General features: G+C 31.4%; 18 protein-coding genes. 15 read left to right on the forward strand and 3 right to left on the reverse strand.

Features of this window, described 5'->3' with window-relative positions:
• Window positions 1-53: 53 nt before the first annotated feature.
• A complete protein-coding gene (locus WC663_05175; protein ID MFA6296721.1) occupies window positions 54-359 on the reverse strand; it encodes a hypothetical protein in 306 nt (101 codons plus the stop codon).
• Window positions 360-511: 152 nt separating this feature from the next.
• On the opposite strand from WC663_05175, the gene WC663_05180 reads away from it, so the two are divergent.
• The 4 genes from WC663_05180 to secF all read left to right on the forward strand — a co-directional run bounded on the left by WC663_05180 (window position 512) and on the right by secF (window position 6,412).
• Complete coding sequence (locus tag WC663_05180; GenBank protein MFA6296722.1) at window positions 512-2,230, forward strand: polysaccharide deacetylase family protein; 1,719 nt, start codon at window positions 512-514, stop codon at window positions 2,228-2,230.
• A gap of 235 nt (window positions 2,231-2,465) precedes the next feature.
• Window positions 2,466-3,869: a L,D-transpeptidase gene (locus WC663_05185; protein MFA6296723.1), complete on the forward strand. Its 1,404-nt coding sequence runs from the start codon at window positions 2,466-2,468 to the stop codon at window positions 3,867-3,869.
• 64 nt (window positions 3,870-3,933) lie between these two features.
• Window positions 3,934-5,457: a protein translocase subunit SecD gene (secD, locus tag WC663_05190; protein MFA6296724.1), complete on the forward strand. Its 1,524-nt coding sequence runs from the start codon at window positions 3,934-3,936 to the stop codon at window positions 5,455-5,457.
• A gap of 46 nt (window positions 5,458-5,503) precedes the next feature.
• Complete coding sequence (gene secF, locus WC663_05195; protein MFA6296725.1) at window positions 5,504-6,412, forward strand: protein translocase subunit SecF; 909 nt, start codon at window positions 5,504-5,506, stop codon at window positions 6,410-6,412.
• A 169-nt stretch (window positions 6,413-6,581) separates the two neighbouring features.
• Here the strand turns inward: secF and WC663_05200 are convergent, their stop codons facing one another.
• Both WC663_05200 and WC663_05205 read right to left on the reverse strand, forming a co-directional pair.
• Window positions 6,582-7,811, reverse strand: coding sequence for a hypothetical protein (locus tag WC663_05200; GenBank protein MFA6296726.1), 1,230 nt, complete (start codon window positions 7,809-7,811; stop codon window positions 6,582-6,584).
• A 169-nt stretch (window positions 7,812-7,980) separates the two neighbouring features.
• Window positions 7,981-8,358, reverse strand: coding sequence for a hypothetical protein (locus WC663_05205; protein ID MFA6296727.1), 378 nt, complete (start codon window positions 8,356-8,358; stop codon window positions 7,981-7,983).
• 157 nt (window positions 8,359-8,515) lie between these two features.
• Here WC663_05205 and aspS point away from each other — a divergent pair, with 157 nt between their 5' ends.
• From aspS to WC663_05260, 11 genes are all read left to right on the forward strand, one after another.
• The gene (gene aspS / locus WC663_05210; GenBank protein ID MFA6296728.1) at window positions 8,516-10,330 is read left to right on the forward strand and encodes an aspartate--tRNA ligase; all 1,815 of its coding nucleotides are present in this window, start codon (window positions 8,516-8,518) and stop codon (window positions 10,328-10,330) included.
• A gap of 106 nt (window positions 10,331-10,436) precedes the next feature.
• Window positions 10,437-11,801: a DUF2330 domain-containing protein gene (locus WC663_05215; GenBank protein MFA6296729.1), complete on the forward strand. Its 1,365-nt coding sequence runs from the start codon at window positions 10,437-10,439 to the stop codon at window positions 11,799-11,801.
• A 21-nt stretch (window positions 11,802-11,822) separates the two neighbouring features.
• The gene (locus WC663_05220) at window positions 11,823-12,221 is read left to right on the forward strand and encodes a hypothetical protein (protein MFA6296730.1); all 399 of its coding nucleotides are present in this window, start codon (window positions 11,823-11,825) and stop codon (window positions 12,219-12,221) included.
• Between the two features lie 16 nt (window positions 12,222-12,237).
• Entirely contained in the window at window positions 12,238-12,579 is a 342-nt protein-coding gene (locus WC663_05225) for a hypothetical protein (GenBank protein MFA6296731.1), read from the forward strand.
• A 4-nt stretch (window positions 12,580-12,583) separates the two neighbouring features.
• The gene (locus WC663_05230; protein MFA6296732.1) at window positions 12,584-13,153 is read left to right on the forward strand and encodes a YbaK/EbsC family protein; all 570 of its coding nucleotides are present in this window, start codon (window positions 12,584-12,586) and stop codon (window positions 13,151-13,153) included.
• Window positions 13,154-13,228: 75 nt separating this feature from the next.
• Window positions 13,229-13,888: a hypothetical protein gene (locus tag WC663_05235; protein ID MFA6296733.1), complete on the forward strand. Its 660-nt coding sequence runs from the start codon at window positions 13,229-13,231 to the stop codon at window positions 13,886-13,888.
• A complete protein-coding gene (locus WC663_05240) occupies window positions 13,854-14,555 on the forward strand; it encodes a segregation/condensation protein A (GenBank protein ID MFA6296734.1) in 702 nt (233 codons plus the stop codon). The genes WC663_05235 and WC663_05240 overlap by 35 nt, the downstream gene beginning before the upstream one ends.
• Window positions 14,556-14,600: 45 nt before the next feature.
• Window positions 14,601-15,164, forward strand: coding sequence for an SMC-Scp complex subunit ScpB (scpB, locus tag WC663_05245; protein MFA6296735.1), 564 nt, complete (start codon window positions 14,601-14,603; stop codon window positions 15,162-15,164).
• 87 nt (window positions 15,165-15,251) lie between these two features.
• A complete protein-coding gene (locus WC663_05250; GenBank protein MFA6296736.1) occupies window positions 15,252-15,833 on the forward strand; it encodes a cytidine/deoxycytidylate deaminase family protein in 582 nt (193 codons plus the stop codon).
• A 52-nt stretch (window positions 15,834-15,885) separates the two neighbouring features.
• The gene (locus WC663_05255; GenBank protein MFA6296737.1) at window positions 15,886-16,464 is read left to right on the forward strand and encodes an AAA family ATPase; all 579 of its coding nucleotides are present in this window, start codon (window positions 15,886-15,888) and stop codon (window positions 16,462-16,464) included.
• Window positions 16,465-16,560: 96 nt separating this feature from the next.
• Window positions 16,561-17,799, forward strand: a complete 1,239-nt coding sequence (locus WC663_05260; GenBank protein ID MFA6296738.1) for a metal-dependent hydrolase — start codon at window positions 16,561-16,563, stop codon at window positions 17,797-17,799.
• Window positions 17,800-17,857: the final 58 nt, after the last annotated feature.

A 17,857-nucleotide genomic window follows, 5' to 3' on the forward strand; every position in this document is an offset into this window, starting at 1 on the left:
AGTTGGGTAGGGTACTCTAAAAATCAAAATAAAAAAACGAACGTGGAAGTTCGTTATGCGGAAAGTGCTTTGAAGACAATTCTTGCGTAGTAAGAGCAGACGATTGTAGGTGGAATATCATCTGTGCCATCATTTTTTGTAATTCTGCTATATCTTTCAAGCTGAACAGTAAAATGATTGAAGGGTGGACTGGAAAGTAAATCATTTGCTGTAGATTGGACCAGATTGCTACATTTTTCTATTCCTCTATCAGATCGTTCCATAAAACAGATTTCTGCAACTACTCGATTATTTGCAGAACAATTCTTAGCGTGGTTGGCAATTTTTGCAGCAGTTTCCATGATACGCCAAATAGGCATACCTTCGCAAACAATATAAGTTTTTTCCTCTTGCATTTTTCTTTTTCTCCTCCTTGTTGTCCTCTTTCGAGGAAGGTGCGAATAATTTAGTATATTATTTTATTACGAAAAGACAAGAGATTTTAAAAATCTAAACAACAAAATTAATATTTATGTCAATACATGATCGGATATTGCGGATATTAGATATTCGGATATTAGGTGGTTTGATTTTGGTTGTTTTTTTGTTTTCTTGTTTCTTTGTTTTGAATGCAAATGCGTCCAACTACATTCAGCCAGAAATAAAAGTTTATTCTGATTATGGAGATAAAATAGATGCTGATTTTTTGGCATTTGACAAGAATTTTAAAGGCGGAGCATATCCAGCAATTGGCGATATTAATAATGATGGAAAAGATGAAATTGTGATTGGCGCTGGATATGGTGGCGGGCCGCAAGTTAGAATTTTTGATAAATTGGGAAATTCAACTGGCATTAATTTCTATGCATTTGAAAAAGAATATACTTCAGGTGTTGATGTTGCTGTTTGTAATTTAGATAATAAAGGTAGAAATGAAATTGTTGTTGGCAAAGCACTTGAAGATAGAAGCGATATTGCAATCTATAAAATTAGTAAAAAAAATAAAATTAATAAGCTGACTTCTTTTACGGCTTATGATGAAAGTTTTGAAGGTGGAGTGAATATTTCATGTTCGGATTTAAACAATGATAAAAGAGATGAAATTGTTACTTCACCTGGACCTTCTGGTCGTAGTCATATCAGAACTTTTAAATATTTGGCAAAGAAAAAAGAAGTTGTTGATTTTGGATTATCTTTTTTTGCATTCAATGACGATTTTGAAGGCGGAGCAACTGTCAGTGCTTATAATGGCAAAATAATTGTTGGACAAGCGACAGGAGGAAATTTGGTTTATGTCTATGAAGTGAATCGCAAAGATGTAAGAAAGTTTTCAAAATTAGGAATGCTTGATAAGTTAGCGCCGAAATTTGTTAGAAAAATTAATGCATTTAAAAATTTTAAAGGAGGAGTTAATGTTTCAATTGGAAAATTGGATTCTGGCAAGGCAAAAATTTTGGTATCGCCAGCTTCTAATGGCGGTCCAACAATTCAAATTTTTAATTTAAAAGGAAAGCTATTAAAAAATTTTAGCGCCTATTCAGGTGATTTTAAAGGCGGCGTAAGAATTGCGAATCTCACGAATGGCAAGCCCACAAATAACTCAAATGATAAACAGAAGGATTATGATTTTGTTGTTGCTCCAGGATTTAAATTGGGAATTAAATGTGAAAGAAATTGCGTGGCTTTAACTCTTGATGACGGCTATACTTCAGCAAGTGGATCGTTCGATCGAATTTTGGATACATTAAAATATAAAAAAGTTCATGCGACATTTTTTATGCTAGGTACTGTAATGCAACAATATCCAGACAGGATGAAAAGATTAAGTGATGAAGGGCATCAACTAGCAAATCATAGTTTTTCACACGCTGATTTTACAAGATTATCAAGCGCACAAATTATTAATGAAATTACTTATACTAATCAAATAGGTGAAAGTATAACTGGCAAGCCGACAAAACCTTATTTTCGTTATCCTGGTGGCAGTCATAATGCTTCAACTGATGCAATTGTAAAAAATTTAGGTTATAAGTATTTTGGATGGACAGCATCTGCAGGAGATACAGGATCAAATGTTACAGTACAATCAGCAACCTTTGGCATGCTTTGGAATTTGCATGATGGTTCAATAATTCTGGGACACACAATGAAAGATGCAACTGCAGGAGCTTTGCCAACTGTTATTGATGCAATCAGAAATGCTGGATTTACATTAGCGACTCTTGATGAAATGAGTTCATATTGGAAATGAGAAATGGGATATGGGAAGTGAGAAAATAGATATTCTACCCTGCCCATGGCAGGGGTACGTGAATTTTTTGTAGTAACTTTTAAAAACCCTTGCCGTGGGCAAGGTAGAAGCTAACTATTGAATACTGAATATTTTTGTGCTATTATGATATTGTAAGAAAAAAGTTAGACTAGTTAGACTAGTTAACTATTTTCTGTTTTCTATTTACTATAAATTAATTAAATTATAAATAACTATGAAAAAAGGAGCTTGGTTATTTGCGTTAGCGTTAATTTTTGGATGCGGTTTTTTTGTTTCCAATGCAAAAGCTGATTTTACGTCTCCAGAAGTTAAAGTTTATAAAGGAAAGGGACAGATTAGTAATAGTTTCTTAGCATTTGAAAGCGCATTTCAAGGTGGTGGTTTTATTTCTACTGGTGATGTAAATGATGATGGATTAGATGAAATTGTAATTGGTGCTGGAGTTGGCGGAGGACCAAGAGTCAGAGTTTTTAAGAAAAGTGGAAAATGTATTTTAGATTTTATGGCTTTTGAATCAACTTTCAAAGGCGGTGTTGATGTTGCAATTGGTAATATTGATGGAATAGGAAAAGAAGAAATTATTGTAACGAAAGCAACAGGCGGACAGGCTTGGGTTAAAGTTTTTAGAGGAAAAAAACAAATTAGGAACTTTTTGGCATTAACATCTTTGCATACTGGTGGAGCTTCTGTAGCTTCTGGCGATGTAGATTCCGATAAAAAAGATGAAATTATTGTAGGCTCAGGATTAGGATCAAGATCACACGTAAAAGTTTTTAGCGGCAGAGGAAAAGAATCAGATAAAATTTTCTGGCCATTTGAAAATTCCTATAAGGGTGGAGTTGACGTAGCTGTTGGAGATTATGATGGAGGCAAAGATGAGGAAATTGCTATTTCTAAAGCTAGATTTTCTAATGCAAGATTAAAAATTTATAAATTCGATCAAGAAAAAACAATCTTAGGTCAATTTGATGCTTATCCAACTTCTCATCAAGAAGGTGCTAATGTTGATGCTGGCGATATTGATAATGATGGTTTGGATGAAATTATTACTGGTGCTAATGGACAAACTTCTGAAGTGCGTGCTTTTAAGGTTAATGGCAGACAGCTTAAAGTGAGTTTGAAGCCTTATGGTAATTATATTAGTGGAGGTGCAAGAGTTGCGGTCGGAAGATTTATTAAAGATGTAAAATCAGAAAGAATTACGACTATTCCTGGAAAAAAATATTATAGCGGAAGAAATGAATATCGTTATATCGAAGTGAGTTTGGCTAAACAAAGATTATATGTATATGAGCAAGGAAGAGTTGTTAAAGAGATGTTGATTTCTTCTGGAATTTCCAAATATCCAACACCGACTGGCGATTATTTTATTCAAGCTAAAGTATTGTCAACTCGAATGAAGCATGAATATGGACCTAATCATCCAGATAATTATGATATTCCTAATGTACCGTACGCAATGCCTTTTGATGGAGGTTATACTATACATGGCGCGTTTTGGCATAATAATTTTGGTTATCCAATGAGTCATGGATGTGTGAATTTATCAGTACCAGATTCTAAATGGCTTTTTGAATGGGCGTATTTAGGAGAGAGTGTACATGTAACTCCTTGGTAATTAGAAAATTAAAAATAACTTGTTATTCAGTTAGGTAAGTTAAATAAAAAATAAATTAAACAAAATGTCTATTAGGAAAAAAGTCTGGTTATCATTTTTGGGTATTATAGTTTTATCAGTTTTAGCTGGTATTGTTGATTGGCCAAAGGGTCCGAATATTGATTTTACGATTGGCGGTAAAAAAATCTTTAGAGAATTAAAGGTTCATTTAGGTTTGGATTTGCAAGGAGGAACTCAATTGGTTTATCAAGCTGATTTGAAGAACGTTGAAAATAGTGAATATGAAAATGCGATGTCAGGTGTTCGAGATGTTATTGAAAGAAGAGTCAATGGCTTAGGTGTTTCTGAGCCAGTTGTTCAAACTAATAAAGTTGATAATAATTGGAGGGTTATTGTTGAATTGCCTGGCGTAACAGATATTAATGAAGCAGTTAAAACAATTGGTGAAACTCCATCATTAGATTTTAGAGAATTGCCGCCAAGCACACAGCCTGTAAAGGAACCAGCAAGTGGTGGAGCTGATAGTCTCATTAGCAAAAAAACTAAAGAATTAAAAAACAAAGCAACTACTAGTCAAGAAGTTATTGATACGAATAGTTTAAAAATTGTTGGTGAGGGAAATGATGCAAAAGTAGTTGATGAAAGTGGTAAGGAAATTGACATTAATGCTTTAACAGAGCAATTAAAGCAACAAGAATCTGGTTTGGATTCTGGCAGTTGGGTAATGACAAAATTGACTGGAAGTCATTTGAAAAAAGCACAATTGCAATTTGATCCACAAACAAATCAGCCAGTTGTGGCAATAGAATTTGATAATGAAGGCAAGAAATTATTTGCTGATATAACAGAAAAAAATGTTGGCAAGCGTTTAGCAATATTTTTAGATGGTCAAATGATTTCTGATCCAGTTGTTAATGAAAGAATAGGCGAAGGACAAGCTGTTATTTCTGGTAAATTTACTATTGATGAAGCAAAACAATTAGCAATCAGATTAAATGCTGGAGCATTGCCTGTTCCTGTATCTTTGATTTCTCAAACTAACATTGGTCCTTCAATAGGAAAAATTGCAATTGAAAAAAGTTTTATCGCTGGATTATTTGGACTCTTACTTGTTGCATTATTCATGATAGTGATGTATCGCTTGCCTGGATTAGTTGCGATTATTGCATTATTTATTTATGCATTATTATCTTTAGCGATATTTAAGCTTATTCCAGTAACAATGACTTTGGCAGGTGTCGCTGGTTTTATTATATCTATTGGTATGGCTCTTGATGCAAATATTTTGATTTTTGAAAGAATGAAAGAAGAGCTATATTCTGGCAAAAGCTTGGGAGTGGCGGTTGATGATGGATTTAAACACGCTTGGTTGTCGATTAGAGATTCTCAGGTTTCAACATTGATTACTTGTTTTATATTAGCTTGGTTTGGTACATCAATGATCAAAGGCTTTGCAATAACTTTAGGTATTGGAACTATATTAAGTTTATTTTCAGCCTTGACTGTAACAAGAACATTATTGAAATTAATTTTAATGATTAATGGTTTGAAAGATAAATTATGGTTATTTAATATAAGAAAATCTTAAATTAATTTAAAAACAGCAGGATAATTAAACTAATAAACTAAATATAATGATAAGAATTATAAAATACAGAAGAATATTTTTGACGATTTCAGCACTTTTAGTTTTGACATCAATTTTAAGTTTGATTTTTATTGGTTTTAAGCCAGGTATTGATTTTACTGGCGGTACATTGATGGAAATTGAATTTAAAAAAAGCAGACCAGATATTGTTTTGATAAGAGAAAAATTAGATTCTTTAGATTTGGGTATTGCATCAGTTCAACCAGCTGCTGAAAAAGGAATAATAATAAGAGCAAAAGATTTAAATAATGAACAGAGAAATAAGATTCTGAAAACTTTAGAGAAAGATTTTAAGGATACTGGCAAAGTTACAGAATTGCGTTTTGAATCAATCGGTCCAAGTGTTGGAAAAGATTTAAAAAATAAAGCAATCATTGCTGTTGTCCTCGCATCAATCTGCATGATTTTATATATTGCTTATGTTTTTAGAAAAATGTCGTCAACAGTTTCTTCTTGGAAAATGGCTGCTTGCGCAATTTTGGCTTTAGTTCATGATATTTTGATTGTCTGTGGTATTTTCGTACTTTTGGGATATTTTATGGGCGTTGAAATTGATGTTCTATTTGTTTCTGCATTATTGGTTGTGTTAGGTTATTCAGTAAATGATACAATTGTGGTTTTTGATAGAATTAGAGATAATGTTTTAAAAGATCCATCAATAGATTTGGAAGTTAATGCCGAATTAAGTATTAATCAAACCTTAGTTAGATCTTTGGCAACAGGTATGACGACCTTATTAGTTTTGTTGTCATTGTATCTATTTGGCGGTCAAACAATTCAATGGTTCATTTTTGCATTAATTATTGGTATTATAATTGGTTCTTATTCTTCAATTTTTGTTGCTTCTTGTTTGTTAGTTGAATGGGAAAAATGGGATAAACGTAGAAGTTCATAAAGTTATAAAGTTCTTAAAGTTTATAAAGTAAAACAGGATTTGATGATCCTGTTTTAGTTTCTGTGTTTTCTGCGTTAGCTTCTGCGTCAAAAATTCTGTCACAAAAATTTTTGACTTTTGCGTTAAAACAAATTAAATTTCGACTAACTTTTTTTTAAATTAAGCCAATTTATTTTACTTTCCAGACGTGGAAAATAGGTGCTTGATTGTTTTGATTGCCGCGAAATTCGGTAATATATAATCTATTATGTTTGTGGTCATATGATATTCCGCCTAGGCGTCTAAATTCCGTTGTTGGTGTAAAGAACATTCTTTTTTCAATTTTTTTAATGGCATATGGCTGTGGTTTGTAGGATGGTATTTTTTTCTCTACAACTTTTGCTAAATCTTTTGCTTTGTAAAAAAGAATTTGGGCTTCAAAATTTTCTGACCACCAGCCTCGTTCGCCTGGACCAACTTCTGGGTAAGGAGGGTAGTCTGGCCAGACTGTGCCATCATAATATCCATACCAAGTATTGCCAATTCCTTTGATGCCAACAAAAATTACAGCTGATTTGTCTTTTGTTGTGAGCCAGGCTCCACCAGACCAGCTGTCAGAATGTTTATAATTATTTAAGGCATTTTCTGCATTTGGATCTTGATAATAGCTTTGATATTTGAGAAGTGTTGTATTTTTTATTGATGATCCTGTTTGTAGAGGTTCGTTTAAATTATAGGCAAATAATGATGGACCTTGAGCACCTTGTCCGCCATCGCGATATCGTCCAGTAACTAATCTTTTGCCTGGCGTATATTTTTTTGCCCAAGATTTTGGAATGTTGAATAGATATTTGGTAGTAACATAATTATCTTGTTTTGCCATTTTCCATGGACCTTGAACTTGCGGATTTGATAAATTTAAATTAAAAAAGCCATAAGCAGGATTTCTTTCTCCTTCTTGCATATGTTGTCCCCATGTATAATAAATTTTGCCAGAAGTCTGGTCCTTTTGTTTGGCCAAATAAGTTAAACCAACTGTTGGCAATTCTAATTCTCCAAAAAGATTATCTTTAATGTCAGTAAAACCTTGCAAAGTTTCTGCTGAATTTAGATCATCTAAATTTTTGGAAATGATCGGTTTTGGAATTGTGATTTCAGAAATATATTGGAATTGGTCATGAGAAGTAATATAAAGCGAGCCAGAATAATTATCGCTTGATCCGCTTGGATCTCCTTGAGGATAAAAAGCTAAGGCTTGTCCGCCATAGCTGTAAGTATACGGACTAGTTTCTTCCTCGCCATGAATTTTAAAAGCGCCTTTGTAAACTAAATTTTTTGGTTGTAGAAGTTTGGCATGAGTAAAAGTTAATGGAGTGAAAAGAATTAATGTTATTAAACCAATGACAATTTTTTTAAGCATGTTTTTTTATTTTAATAATTGACTATTTTATTTTAACATAAAGTCGGTTTCACTCTAATACTTTTTCGAATAATTCTAATAATTTTTCGAATAGCAATTTGAAAATTAATTAGAGTATTATTCGAAAACGCATTTGAGTAAGGCAATAAAAAAAACGAGATTGACTCGTTTAGATGGTGCAGCCTTGCGATTTTAACCACTGAATCATTATTGGGATATCAAGTCCTGCTTCGTTTCGATCAATGAATTTTATTGGCTTTTTGGGATCTGAACTAGGGATATCTTTGTCAGAAAGAGTTTCTTTGAAGCAATAAATAATTACAAGAGTACCTTCTGGAATTAGACCATAAAGCTTTGCATAAGAAATTCTGTACAATTCATTTTCACCTAGAATAACTACGAAGGGTGTTTGTGATTGACTTATGGCCTCTTGTAGAGTTTTCTTCGTACCAGCTATTACGATATCATTGCCTGGGAATTTGAAATCGAAGTATTCTTTTATTATTTCCGCATTACGAAATTCTTGATCATAGACGATGATTTTCATCTTTGTCTCCTCCGTCTTTTTGTCAGGGTGCTGATTAAAATTTATGCTTGAAATATGTTTTTGTCAAGTTGGTTTTGACTTTAGAAGAGGAAATTGATATAATTTTATAGAATCATGATTCTTTATTCATAATTCATAATTCATAATTCTCATTTTTATGTTAAGGACAAACACTTGTGGTGAGCTTAATTTAGAAAACAATACTCAAAATGTCAGACTTGCTGGCTGGGTAAATTCCAGACGCGATCACGGTGGTTTGATATTTTTAGATTTGCGAGATAGATATGGGATTACTCAAGTTGTTTTTGATCCAAAGAATAATGAAGCTTTTAGTTTGGCTGATAAAGTTAGAGATGAATTTGTAGTTTCTGTTTTAGGCACAGTCCGTGAGAGGCCAGCAGAAATGATTAACAAAAAAATTAAGACTGGCGAGATTGAAGTTTTGGCAGATAAAATACAAGTTTTGAGTACTTCAAAAACTCCGCCTTTTTCTATATCTTCAGAAAAAGAAGTTAATGAAGACTTGAGATTAAAATATAGATTTTTGGATTTGAGGCATCCAAGGCTTCAGGATATTTTGAAAAAAAGAGATGAAATGATTACTTATGCTCGAGAATATTTTCATAAAGCAGATTTTATTGAAGTTCAGACTCCAATTTTAGCAAACTCATCTCCAGAAGGTGCAAGAGATTATTTAGTACCATCAAGAATTTATCCTGGTAAGTTTTTTGCTTTGCCTCAAGCTCCACAACAATTTAAACAATTATTGATGGTTGCAGGTTTAGATAAATATTTTCAAATTGCGCCATGTTTTCGAGATGAAGATCCAAGAGCTGATCGTCATCCTGGTGATTTTTATCAAATTGATTTGGAGATGTCTTTTGTTGAACAAGAAGATATTTGGAAAGTTATTGAGCCTTTGATGATTGAATTGACTGAAAAATTCTCAGATAAAAAAATAATTACAAAACCTTTTCCAAGATTTACTTACAAAGAAGTAATGAGCAAATATGGATCTGACAAGCCGGATTTGAGATTTGATTTTGAAATAAAAGATATTTCGGATATTGTTAAAGATTGTAAGTTCAAGGTTTTTAGTGATGCTGTAAAAAATGGTGGAGTTGTTAAAGCTCTAAATATAGAGGGTGGCGCTAAATTTTCAAGAAGTGAAATTGATAGTTTAACGGATATTGCAAGAAGTAAAGGAGCAAAAGGGCTGGCTTATATCGTTGTTACTGGACCAAGTGATACTGATATTGCCAAGGGAACTTGTAAAATAGAAGGCTATGATTTTTCTCTAAAATCTCCAATAGCAAAATTTTTGGATTACGAAGTGTTAATAAAAATAGTTAAAGAGCTAAAACCAAAAAATGGCGATATTATATTTTTTGGTGCTGATGTTTGGAAAACTGCTTGTACGTCTTTGGGAGCTGTTAGAGAAGAATGTGGTAAAAAATTAGGATTAAAAGATCCAAAAAAAGCAGCTTGGCTGTGGATTTATGATTATCCAATGTATGATATGTCAGAATTAGAGCCTGGCAAAATTGATTTTTCACATAATCCTTTTTCGATGCCTCAAGGTGGTATTAAAGCTTTGGAAGAAAAAGATCCATTAGAAATTTTAGCTTATCAATATGATATTGTTTGCAATGGATTTGAAGTAAGCTCTGGCGCAATTAGAAACCATGATCCAAAAACAATGTACAAGGCTTTTGAAATTGCTGGATATTCAAAAGAAGATGTTGATTCTAAATTCGGTCATATGATTAAAGCTTTTGAATTTGGCGCTCCTCCTCATGGTGGTTGCGCTCCTGGATTTGATAGATTGATGATGATATTATTAGAGTGTTCAAGTATTCGTGATATTTATGCTTTTCCAAAAAATGGTAAGGGGCAAGATGTCATGTTAGGCGCTCCATCTGTTGTTTCTGAAAAACAATTGAAGGAATTACATTTGAAAATAGTTGACTAGGGCTTATAACCTTCTACCCTGCCCACGGCAGGGGTTTAGTAGGTGTGAAAAACTACCTTTGCCATGGGCAAAGTAGAATATTTTTAAAAATTAAAAACAAAAAATTATGTTGAAGAAAATTATTTTTTCTTTGCTGGCATTGGTATTCATTCTGCCATTTTATTGCAGTGCAGATGGAGGTATATTACCGCCACCAGATTATTATGTTCGAGAAGACAGTCAAAAAGCAGTTATTGTGTATGATCAAGGTCTTGAAACTTTGATTTTGTCTGTTGAATTTTCTGGCGATGCAAAACAATTTGGTTGGGTGATTCCAACTCCAACTAGACCAGAAGTTTCAAAGTCTTCGGATGAGCTTTTTAAATCGTTAGATGATTTGACAGGTCAAACAAGAATATATGATCAAAATTATGGTTTGGGAGTTGCGCCAATGGCTGAAAAAGAAGGCGTGACTGTTTTAGAAAGAAAGAAAATTGATATTTATGATATTGCAGTTTTAGAGTCAACTAGTTCTAAAGATTTAGCGACTTGGCTAAAAGATAATGGCTTTCAATATCCAGAAAATGAAGCTTATATTTTTGATGATTATATTAAGAATAATTGGGTATTTACAGCTGTAAAGGTTCAGGCAGAGTTTTTGGATACTGTCGCTTCAAAAAGACTAAGCGAGGGTCGAGCAACTCCTTTGCAATTAGTTTTTAAATCAGAAAATATTGTTTATCCTTTAAAAATTTCGGCTGTTCAAGTTGAAAAAGCAAAACAAAAAAATGCAAATCAGATTTTGGATGACGAAAAAGATTTGTATACAATTCAAGGCGAGACTGCTGTTTTGAAAGATGATTATATGTCAATTTATTATCCGCCAACTGAACCATATGTTGGAATTACTTTGTATGTTTTGGCAGATCATAAAAAAAATGTACCAGGATTTACGACTGATTATGCAGGATTTGTGATGCCAAAACAGATTGAAAATTGGGCAGTTGTTTCTGGCAAGCCTTGGATGCAAACTTCTAAAAAATATTTTTTAACAAAGCTCTATGATTCAATGACAATTTCAGAAATGACTGATGATTTGTATTTGCGTGATGCTGATAATAATAAAACAGTTGGAACTGGAGTTGATCAAGGCTGGAAAACAGTGGCAAAAGAAATTTTGTACTTTTTCTTATATTTAATAATTTGGATTATTTCTCCGATTGGAATTATCTTTTTAATTGCGACGTTAATTCAATTTTTAGCAAAATCAAATGTGGCGCATATTATTGCATGGGTTTTTCAGATTTTGATGTTTTTTGGAAATTTGATTTTTGTAATTTTATTTAATTTAGCAAGTCTTGATACAACTTCAACATTTAAAATGTCTTTGGGATTAACTATTGCAAGTTATTTAACAATACTGATTATGATAGTTGTTGCAATTTGTCAGGAAATGTATAAAAGAAAAAATTTGAACGAATTAAAAAAATAAATAATAATTAATTATAAAATTATGTCAGAAGGCGAGCCACAATTATCACAATCAGAAATAAAAGGTAGTACTAAAGGAAAAAGTATTACCAAAGAGGGAGAAAAAATGAGTTCAGAAGAATTATATCTTGAAGTAAACGGATTGCTTCAAGCTTCTGCAGATGAATTGAGATCAATAAACCAAAAAAGGCAAGGAATGTTAGATAGGATAAAAGAGCTTGAACCAATGATAGAGGAATGTATTGAAGTGTTAAGAGAAAAACACGAAGGTGAATATTTTGAGTATGTCAGCTTAAAAAGAGATTTGAAAGAATTATATACGCAGAAAGAAGTTATCTTTGAATTACAAAGGCAATTTGATAAATTTGCTGATCATTTAGCAAAATTAGTTTATGATATAAAGAAGAGGGAGACTAATTAATTTAAATTAATAAAATATGAAAGAAGGAAGAGAGCCAATAGAAGGCATAGAATATCAAGAAATTTATTCTAGATACAAAGTTGAAATTGAAAAATACAAAGAAGAAATTGCTCAATATGATCTATTGATAAAACATGAAGAAGAAAGAATGGCTGTTGCAAAAGTTGATTTAAAAAAACATGCTGATGATAAAAATCTATATGACTATATTCTAGATAATTATGAGACACTCATGTTTCTTCGCGAAGAAAATATTATGTTAAGAAAAAGGGCAATCGATGAAATAGATCGTCTTGAAAAAATGGATAAAATTACAACAAAAATGGCTTTAAATGTTAAGAAAGATGTGACAAATTAATTTTATGATGAAGAAGTTTGAGAGTTTTCTAAAAAATAAAAAAGCAAAATATAAGGTAGTTTCGCATCGCAAGGTTTATACTGCTTGGGATAGTTCAGCGACACAACATATCAATATTAAAACTGTTGCAAAGACATTATTAGTTAAAGCAGATAATGATTATTTTTTTGTTGTTTTATCTGCGAATAAAAAATTGGATATAAATAAGCTGAAGAAAATTATTAATGTTTGGCGTGTGAAAGAGGCTAAAACTTTAGACAATATAAGAACTGCAACCACTAAAGCATCCGCCTTCGCTAAAGCTTCGGCGGACAGGCAAAAATTATTAAAAGCACAGAAAATTAAAAAAATTTCATTGTGTTCTGAAAATATTGTTAAGAAAAAAATTGTTGGCAAAGAAGGAGCGATGGCGCCATTCGGCAGTTTTTATGGTTATAAAACTTTTGTTGATTCATTGTTGTTAAAACAAAAGAAAATTAATTTAAATGCTGGTAGTTTTACTGAATCTCTGGAAATGACTCCAGCGAATTATAAAAAAGTAGAAGAACCAATTGTTGGAAGTTTTGGAAAATAAAGAATCGCGAATTTACACAAATTTTTCACAAATGATGCACTAATTATACGGATTAAAAAAATTTAAAAATTATAAATGCGTGAACAAGAAGCAATTCATGATGTTACAATGGAATCAGAAAAAAAATCTGAGTCTGGTTTAGAAATCGTTAAAAATGAAGATTCGGAAAAAGTTGTAGAAATTGCAAAAGATTTGAATGATAAAATAGATAAAAATGAACCAATTAAAGGTGAGGAAGTATTGGATTTAAGAGAGGCATTGCGAAAGATGAAGTTTGATTTTTATGGTGAAAAAAAGACTGCAGATGAGATAAAGGAGATTCCTAACGTAAAAAGAAATATCGAAATATATGAAAATGGAGAAATTATAGATTTTGATGAAGTGACTTATCTGCCAAAAGAAATTGCAGTCAAATTGATTGCAAAAGCAACCGAAGCAAATACAGCAATATTTTTAAGAGGTTTGCATTTTATTTCTGACGAAGTAGCATTATTACTTAGCAGATTTGTTGGTAATATTTATCTTGATGGTTTAGAAACAATTACTGATAAGCAAGCCGAATTGTTTTTGGAACATAGGGGAGGTATTACTTTAAGCGGTTTAACTGATTTGTCAGATATTGGGGTTAGATACCTATCTCAAACTTCTGATTTTTATGATTTTCCACCAAAAATTAAAACAAGAATTGAGAACTATAGAAATGCAGAAATACAACGTAAAATTAGAAAAATTTGAAGGGCCTTTGGATTTACTTTTGGATTTGATTGAAAAAGAAAAAATGGATATTACTCATGTTTCATTATCAAAAGTAACAGATGATTATCTAAAATATTTAGAAAATTCAGAGGAAATTAGTCCAGCATTGTTGGCTGATTTTTTGCATGTGGCAGCACAATTGATTTTGATAAAATCAAGAAACTTATTGCCAGAAATTAATTTAGGAACAGATGAAGAAGTTTCAGCTGCAGAATTGCAAGCTAGATTGTTGGAATACAAGAAATATAAAGATTTGTCATTAAAAATTCAAGAATTATATGGCAAAAATATTTCTTTTGAACAAAAATTTAGTTTGCAAAAAATCGATGCTTTCTATCCAGGAAAAACTTTGAATTTAAATAATATGAACTTAGCTTTGTCTGAATTACTTGGTAGATTTGAAAAAATAGAAATATTGGAAAAGAAAACAATCAAAAAGGCAGTGTCAATCAAAGAAAAAATTGTTTTTATAAAAGGATTGATTTTGAAGCAAGCAAAATTTAAATTTCATGATTTAATTAAAAATAAAAAATCAAAGTCTGAAACAATTGTTTCTTTTTTGGCATTGCTGGAATTGAATAAACAGCATTGCTTAAATATCTCGCAAGAAAATATTTTTGGAGATATACTTATAAATCGCGACTAGATATTCGGATATTACGATATTCGGATATTAGAAATAAAAATATTTATGCTAAACCTACACAGTGCATTAGAATCATTGATATTTGCATCAGGAAAACCAATTGAGATAAAAAAATTGGGAAAGATTTGCAATGTTGAAGAAAAAAAAGTTCAAGAGACTTTAAAAATTTTGAATAGAGAATACGAAAAAAATGATCGAGGTTTAAGATTAATTTTGCAATCTGATGTTGTGCAAATGGTAACAAATCCAAAGAATTCTGAAATAGTAAAAAGTTTGTCATCTAGTGAGCTGGCTGAAGATTTGTCAGCTGTTTCTTTAGAAAGTTTGACTATTATTGCATATAAAGGTCCGATTACTCGAGCAGAGCTTGAAGCAATTCGCGGAGTTAATTGTTTGTATGTATTAAGGAATTTGTTGATCAGAGGTTTGATTGAAAAAAAACAGCATCCAAAAGACTCAAGATTAGGAATATATGCAGTAACAACAAAATTTTTAAGACATTTGGGATTAAATAAAATTTCTGATTTGCCAAATTATGAAGAAATGAAAGCAAAAATAATTCAACCTGTAAATGAAAAAAAAGATGAACCTGTAGTTTTGGCAAAATAAAAATAGTCTTGACTGGTATTTGATTTTTGTAATAAAAATGGTGTAAACTTTAATATTACGGAAATTTTAAAAAATAAAATAAAATCTATGGGAAAGTATTTCAGACCGTCATGGGATGACTATTTCATGGCGATTGCAAAGATCGTAGGAACAAGGGGGACTTGCGACAGACTGAGAGCTGGAGCAGTATTGGTAAAAGACAAAAGAATTATTTCAACAGGTTATAATGGCGCTCCTCCAGAATTAGGACATTGTGATGATATTGGTCATTTGATGGAAGAAGGTCATTGTGTTAGAACGATTCATGGCGAGCATAATGCTATTTTGCAAGCTGCAGTATTGGGTGGTATTTCAACTGTTGGGTCAACATTGTATACTCTTTATAATCCTTGTATTCATTGTGCAAAATATGTGGTAATGGCTGGAGTAAAAAGAGTAGTTATCGGTCAGATTTATCGTGGTGAAAAAGCATTAGAATATTTGAAAAAAGCTGGTTTGGAAATTGAATCATATAAACCAAGTTCAGAGTGGGATCAAAATTTGTTAAAATTATTTTCAGCAGAAATAGAAAAAGTTGAAGCAAAAGAAGGAAATGTAAAATTAGTTGAAGATAGTAATAAAATTGATGATTTGAATATTGTTCAACCAAATCAGACGGTCGCACTCTAATATGTTTTCGAATGTTTGCGAATTTATTTTCTAATTAACTAATTGAACTAAAATGAAGCATAAAGTGATTGCTGTTGTAGGGATGCCAGGAGCGGGCAAAACTGAAGCAGCGATGTATTTATTAAAAAAAGGATTAAACAGAGTCTATTTTGGTGATTGTTGTTTTGATGAGATTAAAAAGAGAGGTTTAAAAACAAATGCCAAAATTGAAAAAGAAATCAGAGAAGAATTAAGAAAAAAACATGGAATGGGTGCATTTGCAATTCTTTCAATGCCAAAAGTAAAAGATGCTTATAAAAAAGGAGATGTAGTAATTGAAAGCATGTATTCTTGGGATGAATACAAAATAGTTAAAGACAAATTTAAGAATGATTTTAAAGTTATTGCAATTTGTGCTAACACTGAACTTCGACACAAGAGATTAACAGGTAGAAAAGAATTGAAGCATGGTGTTGCTCGAAAATTTTCTTTGAAAGATGCAGCTGAAAGAGATTTTGTTCAAATCGAAAATATTGCAACAGGCGGACCGATTGCAATTGCTGATTACATTATTTTGAATGAAGGATCAAAGAAATCATTATTTGAAAATTTGGATAAAATTTTAAAAAAGTTAAAAGTAAGAATTAAGTAATTTTTTAAGATAAAAGTCCTGCAAGAAACAGGACTTTTTTATTGCTAAAAAACGTATTATTGGATAGAATTATGCTGAATTAATTAATATTTTTTTATGATATTTGCACATGCGCCCGCAGGATATTTGATATTAAGATTCACAGAAAAATTTTGGAATAAGAAAAAAATTTTCAAAAAGAAAAAAAGATTGGTTTTATATTTAATTGGAATCATATTTTCTATTTTTCCTGATTTTGATTTGTTTTACCATTATTTTTATTCTGCGAACACTCCACATCGTCAGTATATTTCGCATGGAATTATTGTTTATCTTGTTTTGTTTTTGTTGATTTACTTGATTGGATTATTAGCAAAAAAACAGTTTATTAAATCAATTGCTTGGGTGATTTTGCTTGGTGTTTCTACTCATTTATTTCTAGATACTATTGCGTCTGGAATTGCTATTTTTACTCCATTATCTTCTATGATGATTGGATTAAGATCAATCTGGTTTTTAAAATACAGTTTTTTTACAACAAATTTGTTTTTGATAAATTGTTCTTTAGAATTGTTAATTACTCTTTTTGCGATTGATGTTTTTGTCCATGATTTTGTTAAAAATGCAAAATTAAAATTAGGAATTTTTATTGCAAGTATTATAATTTTTATTTCTGGATTTATCGGTTTAGCTTATGTGAATGCGCATATTTATAATGGCGGACATTTTGATGCTTATTTTGAAGATAATGACCATGATGGAATTATAAATTTGGTTGATTTTGATATTGATGGTAATGGAATTTTAAATATTAATGATGCAGATGCTAATGGAAATGGCTTTTCTAATAAAGAAGATATTTTGAGCGCGACAAATTTGATGATTGGCAGATGGTACGATTTTACAGAAGGAAGTTGGGGCGAGCTTTTTTCTAGATGGGGATTATTAACAAATTCTGATTTGATATCAAAAACATATGAAGCAGCTGGAATTTATTTTCAAACAGAATTTGATAAAGATTACAAAAATAATCCAAATGACTATGTTGGCGTACCTGATGATCCATTGTTTGATCGAAGGACAGAAAATATTTATGCATTTTGTAAACATAATGATCGATTGTTTGATGGTAAGAATTTGGAAGTTGGAGATATTGTATTTTTTAATCTACCTTCGTCTGCTGACTCCGGTGGACAAGGTAATGGTTTGGCAGGATTAGTAACTTCATTTGATAAAAATAAGGAAACTGATATAATAATAGGGGAACCTGGTAAGATGATATATGAAGAAAATTTAAACGTTTTGAATGAAAAAATGAATGGCGTAAAAGCATATTGTCGCATAGTTAAAAATTAATAAAATAATTTTATAGGATTGTTAAATTGTTTCATTGTTAAATTGTTAGCTAAAAAGT

It is taken from the genome of Patescibacteria group bacterium (assembly GCA_041662665.1).
In the GTDB taxonomy this organism is placed as follows: Bacteria; Patescibacteriota; JABMPQ01; order JABMPQ01; family JAQVVF01; genus JAQVVF01.

What these genes read in the sequence shown, in the direction of transcription:
- WC663_05175 (MFA6296721.1), bottom strand. Translation starts at nt 359, where the DNA reads ATGCCTATTTGGCGTATCATGGAAACTGCTGCAAAAATTGCCAACCAC.
- WC663_05180 (MFA6296722.1), top strand. Translation starts at nt 512, where the DNA reads ATGTCAATACATGATCGGATATTGCGGATATTAGATATTCGGATATTA.
- WC663_05185 (MFA6296723.1), top strand. Translation starts at nt 2,466, where the DNA reads ATGAAAAAAGGAGCTTGGTTATTTGCGTTAGCGTTAATTTTTGGATGC.
- secD (MFA6296724.1), top strand. Translation starts at nt 3,934, where the DNA reads ATGTCTATTAGGAAAAAAGTCTGGTTATCATTTTTGGGTATTATAGTT.
- secF (MFA6296725.1), top strand. Translation starts at nt 5,504, where the DNA reads ATGATAAGAATTATAAAATACAGAAGAATATTTTTGACGATTTCAGCA.
- WC663_05200 (MFA6296726.1), bottom strand. Translation starts at nt 7,811, where the DNA reads ATGCTTAAAAAAATTGTCATTGGTTTAATAACATTAATTCTTTTCACT.
- WC663_05205 (MFA6296727.1), bottom strand. Translation starts at nt 8,358, where the DNA reads ATGAAAATCATCGTCTATGATCAAGAATTTCGTAATGCGGAAATAATA.
- aspS (MFA6296728.1), top strand. Translation starts at nt 8,516, where the DNA reads ATGTTAAGGACAAACACTTGTGGTGAGCTTAATTTAGAAAACAATACT.
- WC663_05215 (MFA6296729.1), top strand. Translation starts at nt 10,437, where the DNA reads ATGTTGAAGAAAATTATTTTTTCTTTGCTGGCATTGGTATTCATTCTG.
- WC663_05220 (MFA6296730.1), top strand. Translation starts at nt 11,823, where the DNA reads ATGTCAGAAGGCGAGCCACAATTATCACAATCAGAAATAAAAGGTAGT.
- WC663_05225 (MFA6296731.1), top strand. Translation starts at nt 12,238, where the DNA reads ATGAAAGAAGGAAGAGAGCCAATAGAAGGCATAGAATATCAAGAAATT.
- WC663_05230 (MFA6296732.1), top strand. Translation starts at nt 12,584, where the DNA reads ATGATGAAGAAGTTTGAGAGTTTTCTAAAAAATAAAAAAGCAAAATAT.
- WC663_05235 (MFA6296733.1), top strand. Translation starts at nt 13,229, where the DNA reads ATGCGTGAACAAGAAGCAATTCATGATGTTACAATGGAATCAGAAAAA.
- WC663_05240 (MFA6296734.1), top strand. Translation starts at nt 13,854, where the DNA reads ATGCAGAAATACAACGTAAAATTAGAAAAATTTGAAGGGCCTTTGGAT.
- scpB (MFA6296735.1), top strand. Translation starts at nt 14,601, where the DNA reads ATGCTAAACCTACACAGTGCATTAGAATCATTGATATTTGCATCAGGA.
- WC663_05250 (MFA6296736.1), top strand. Translation starts at nt 15,252, where the DNA reads ATGGGAAAGTATTTCAGACCGTCATGGGATGACTATTTCATGGCGATT.
- WC663_05255 (MFA6296737.1), top strand. Translation starts at nt 15,886, where the DNA reads ATGAAGCATAAAGTGATTGCTGTTGTAGGGATGCCAGGAGCGGGCAAA.
- WC663_05260 (MFA6296738.1), top strand. Translation starts at nt 16,561, where the DNA reads ATGATATTTGCACATGCGCCCGCAGGATATTTGATATTAAGATTCACA.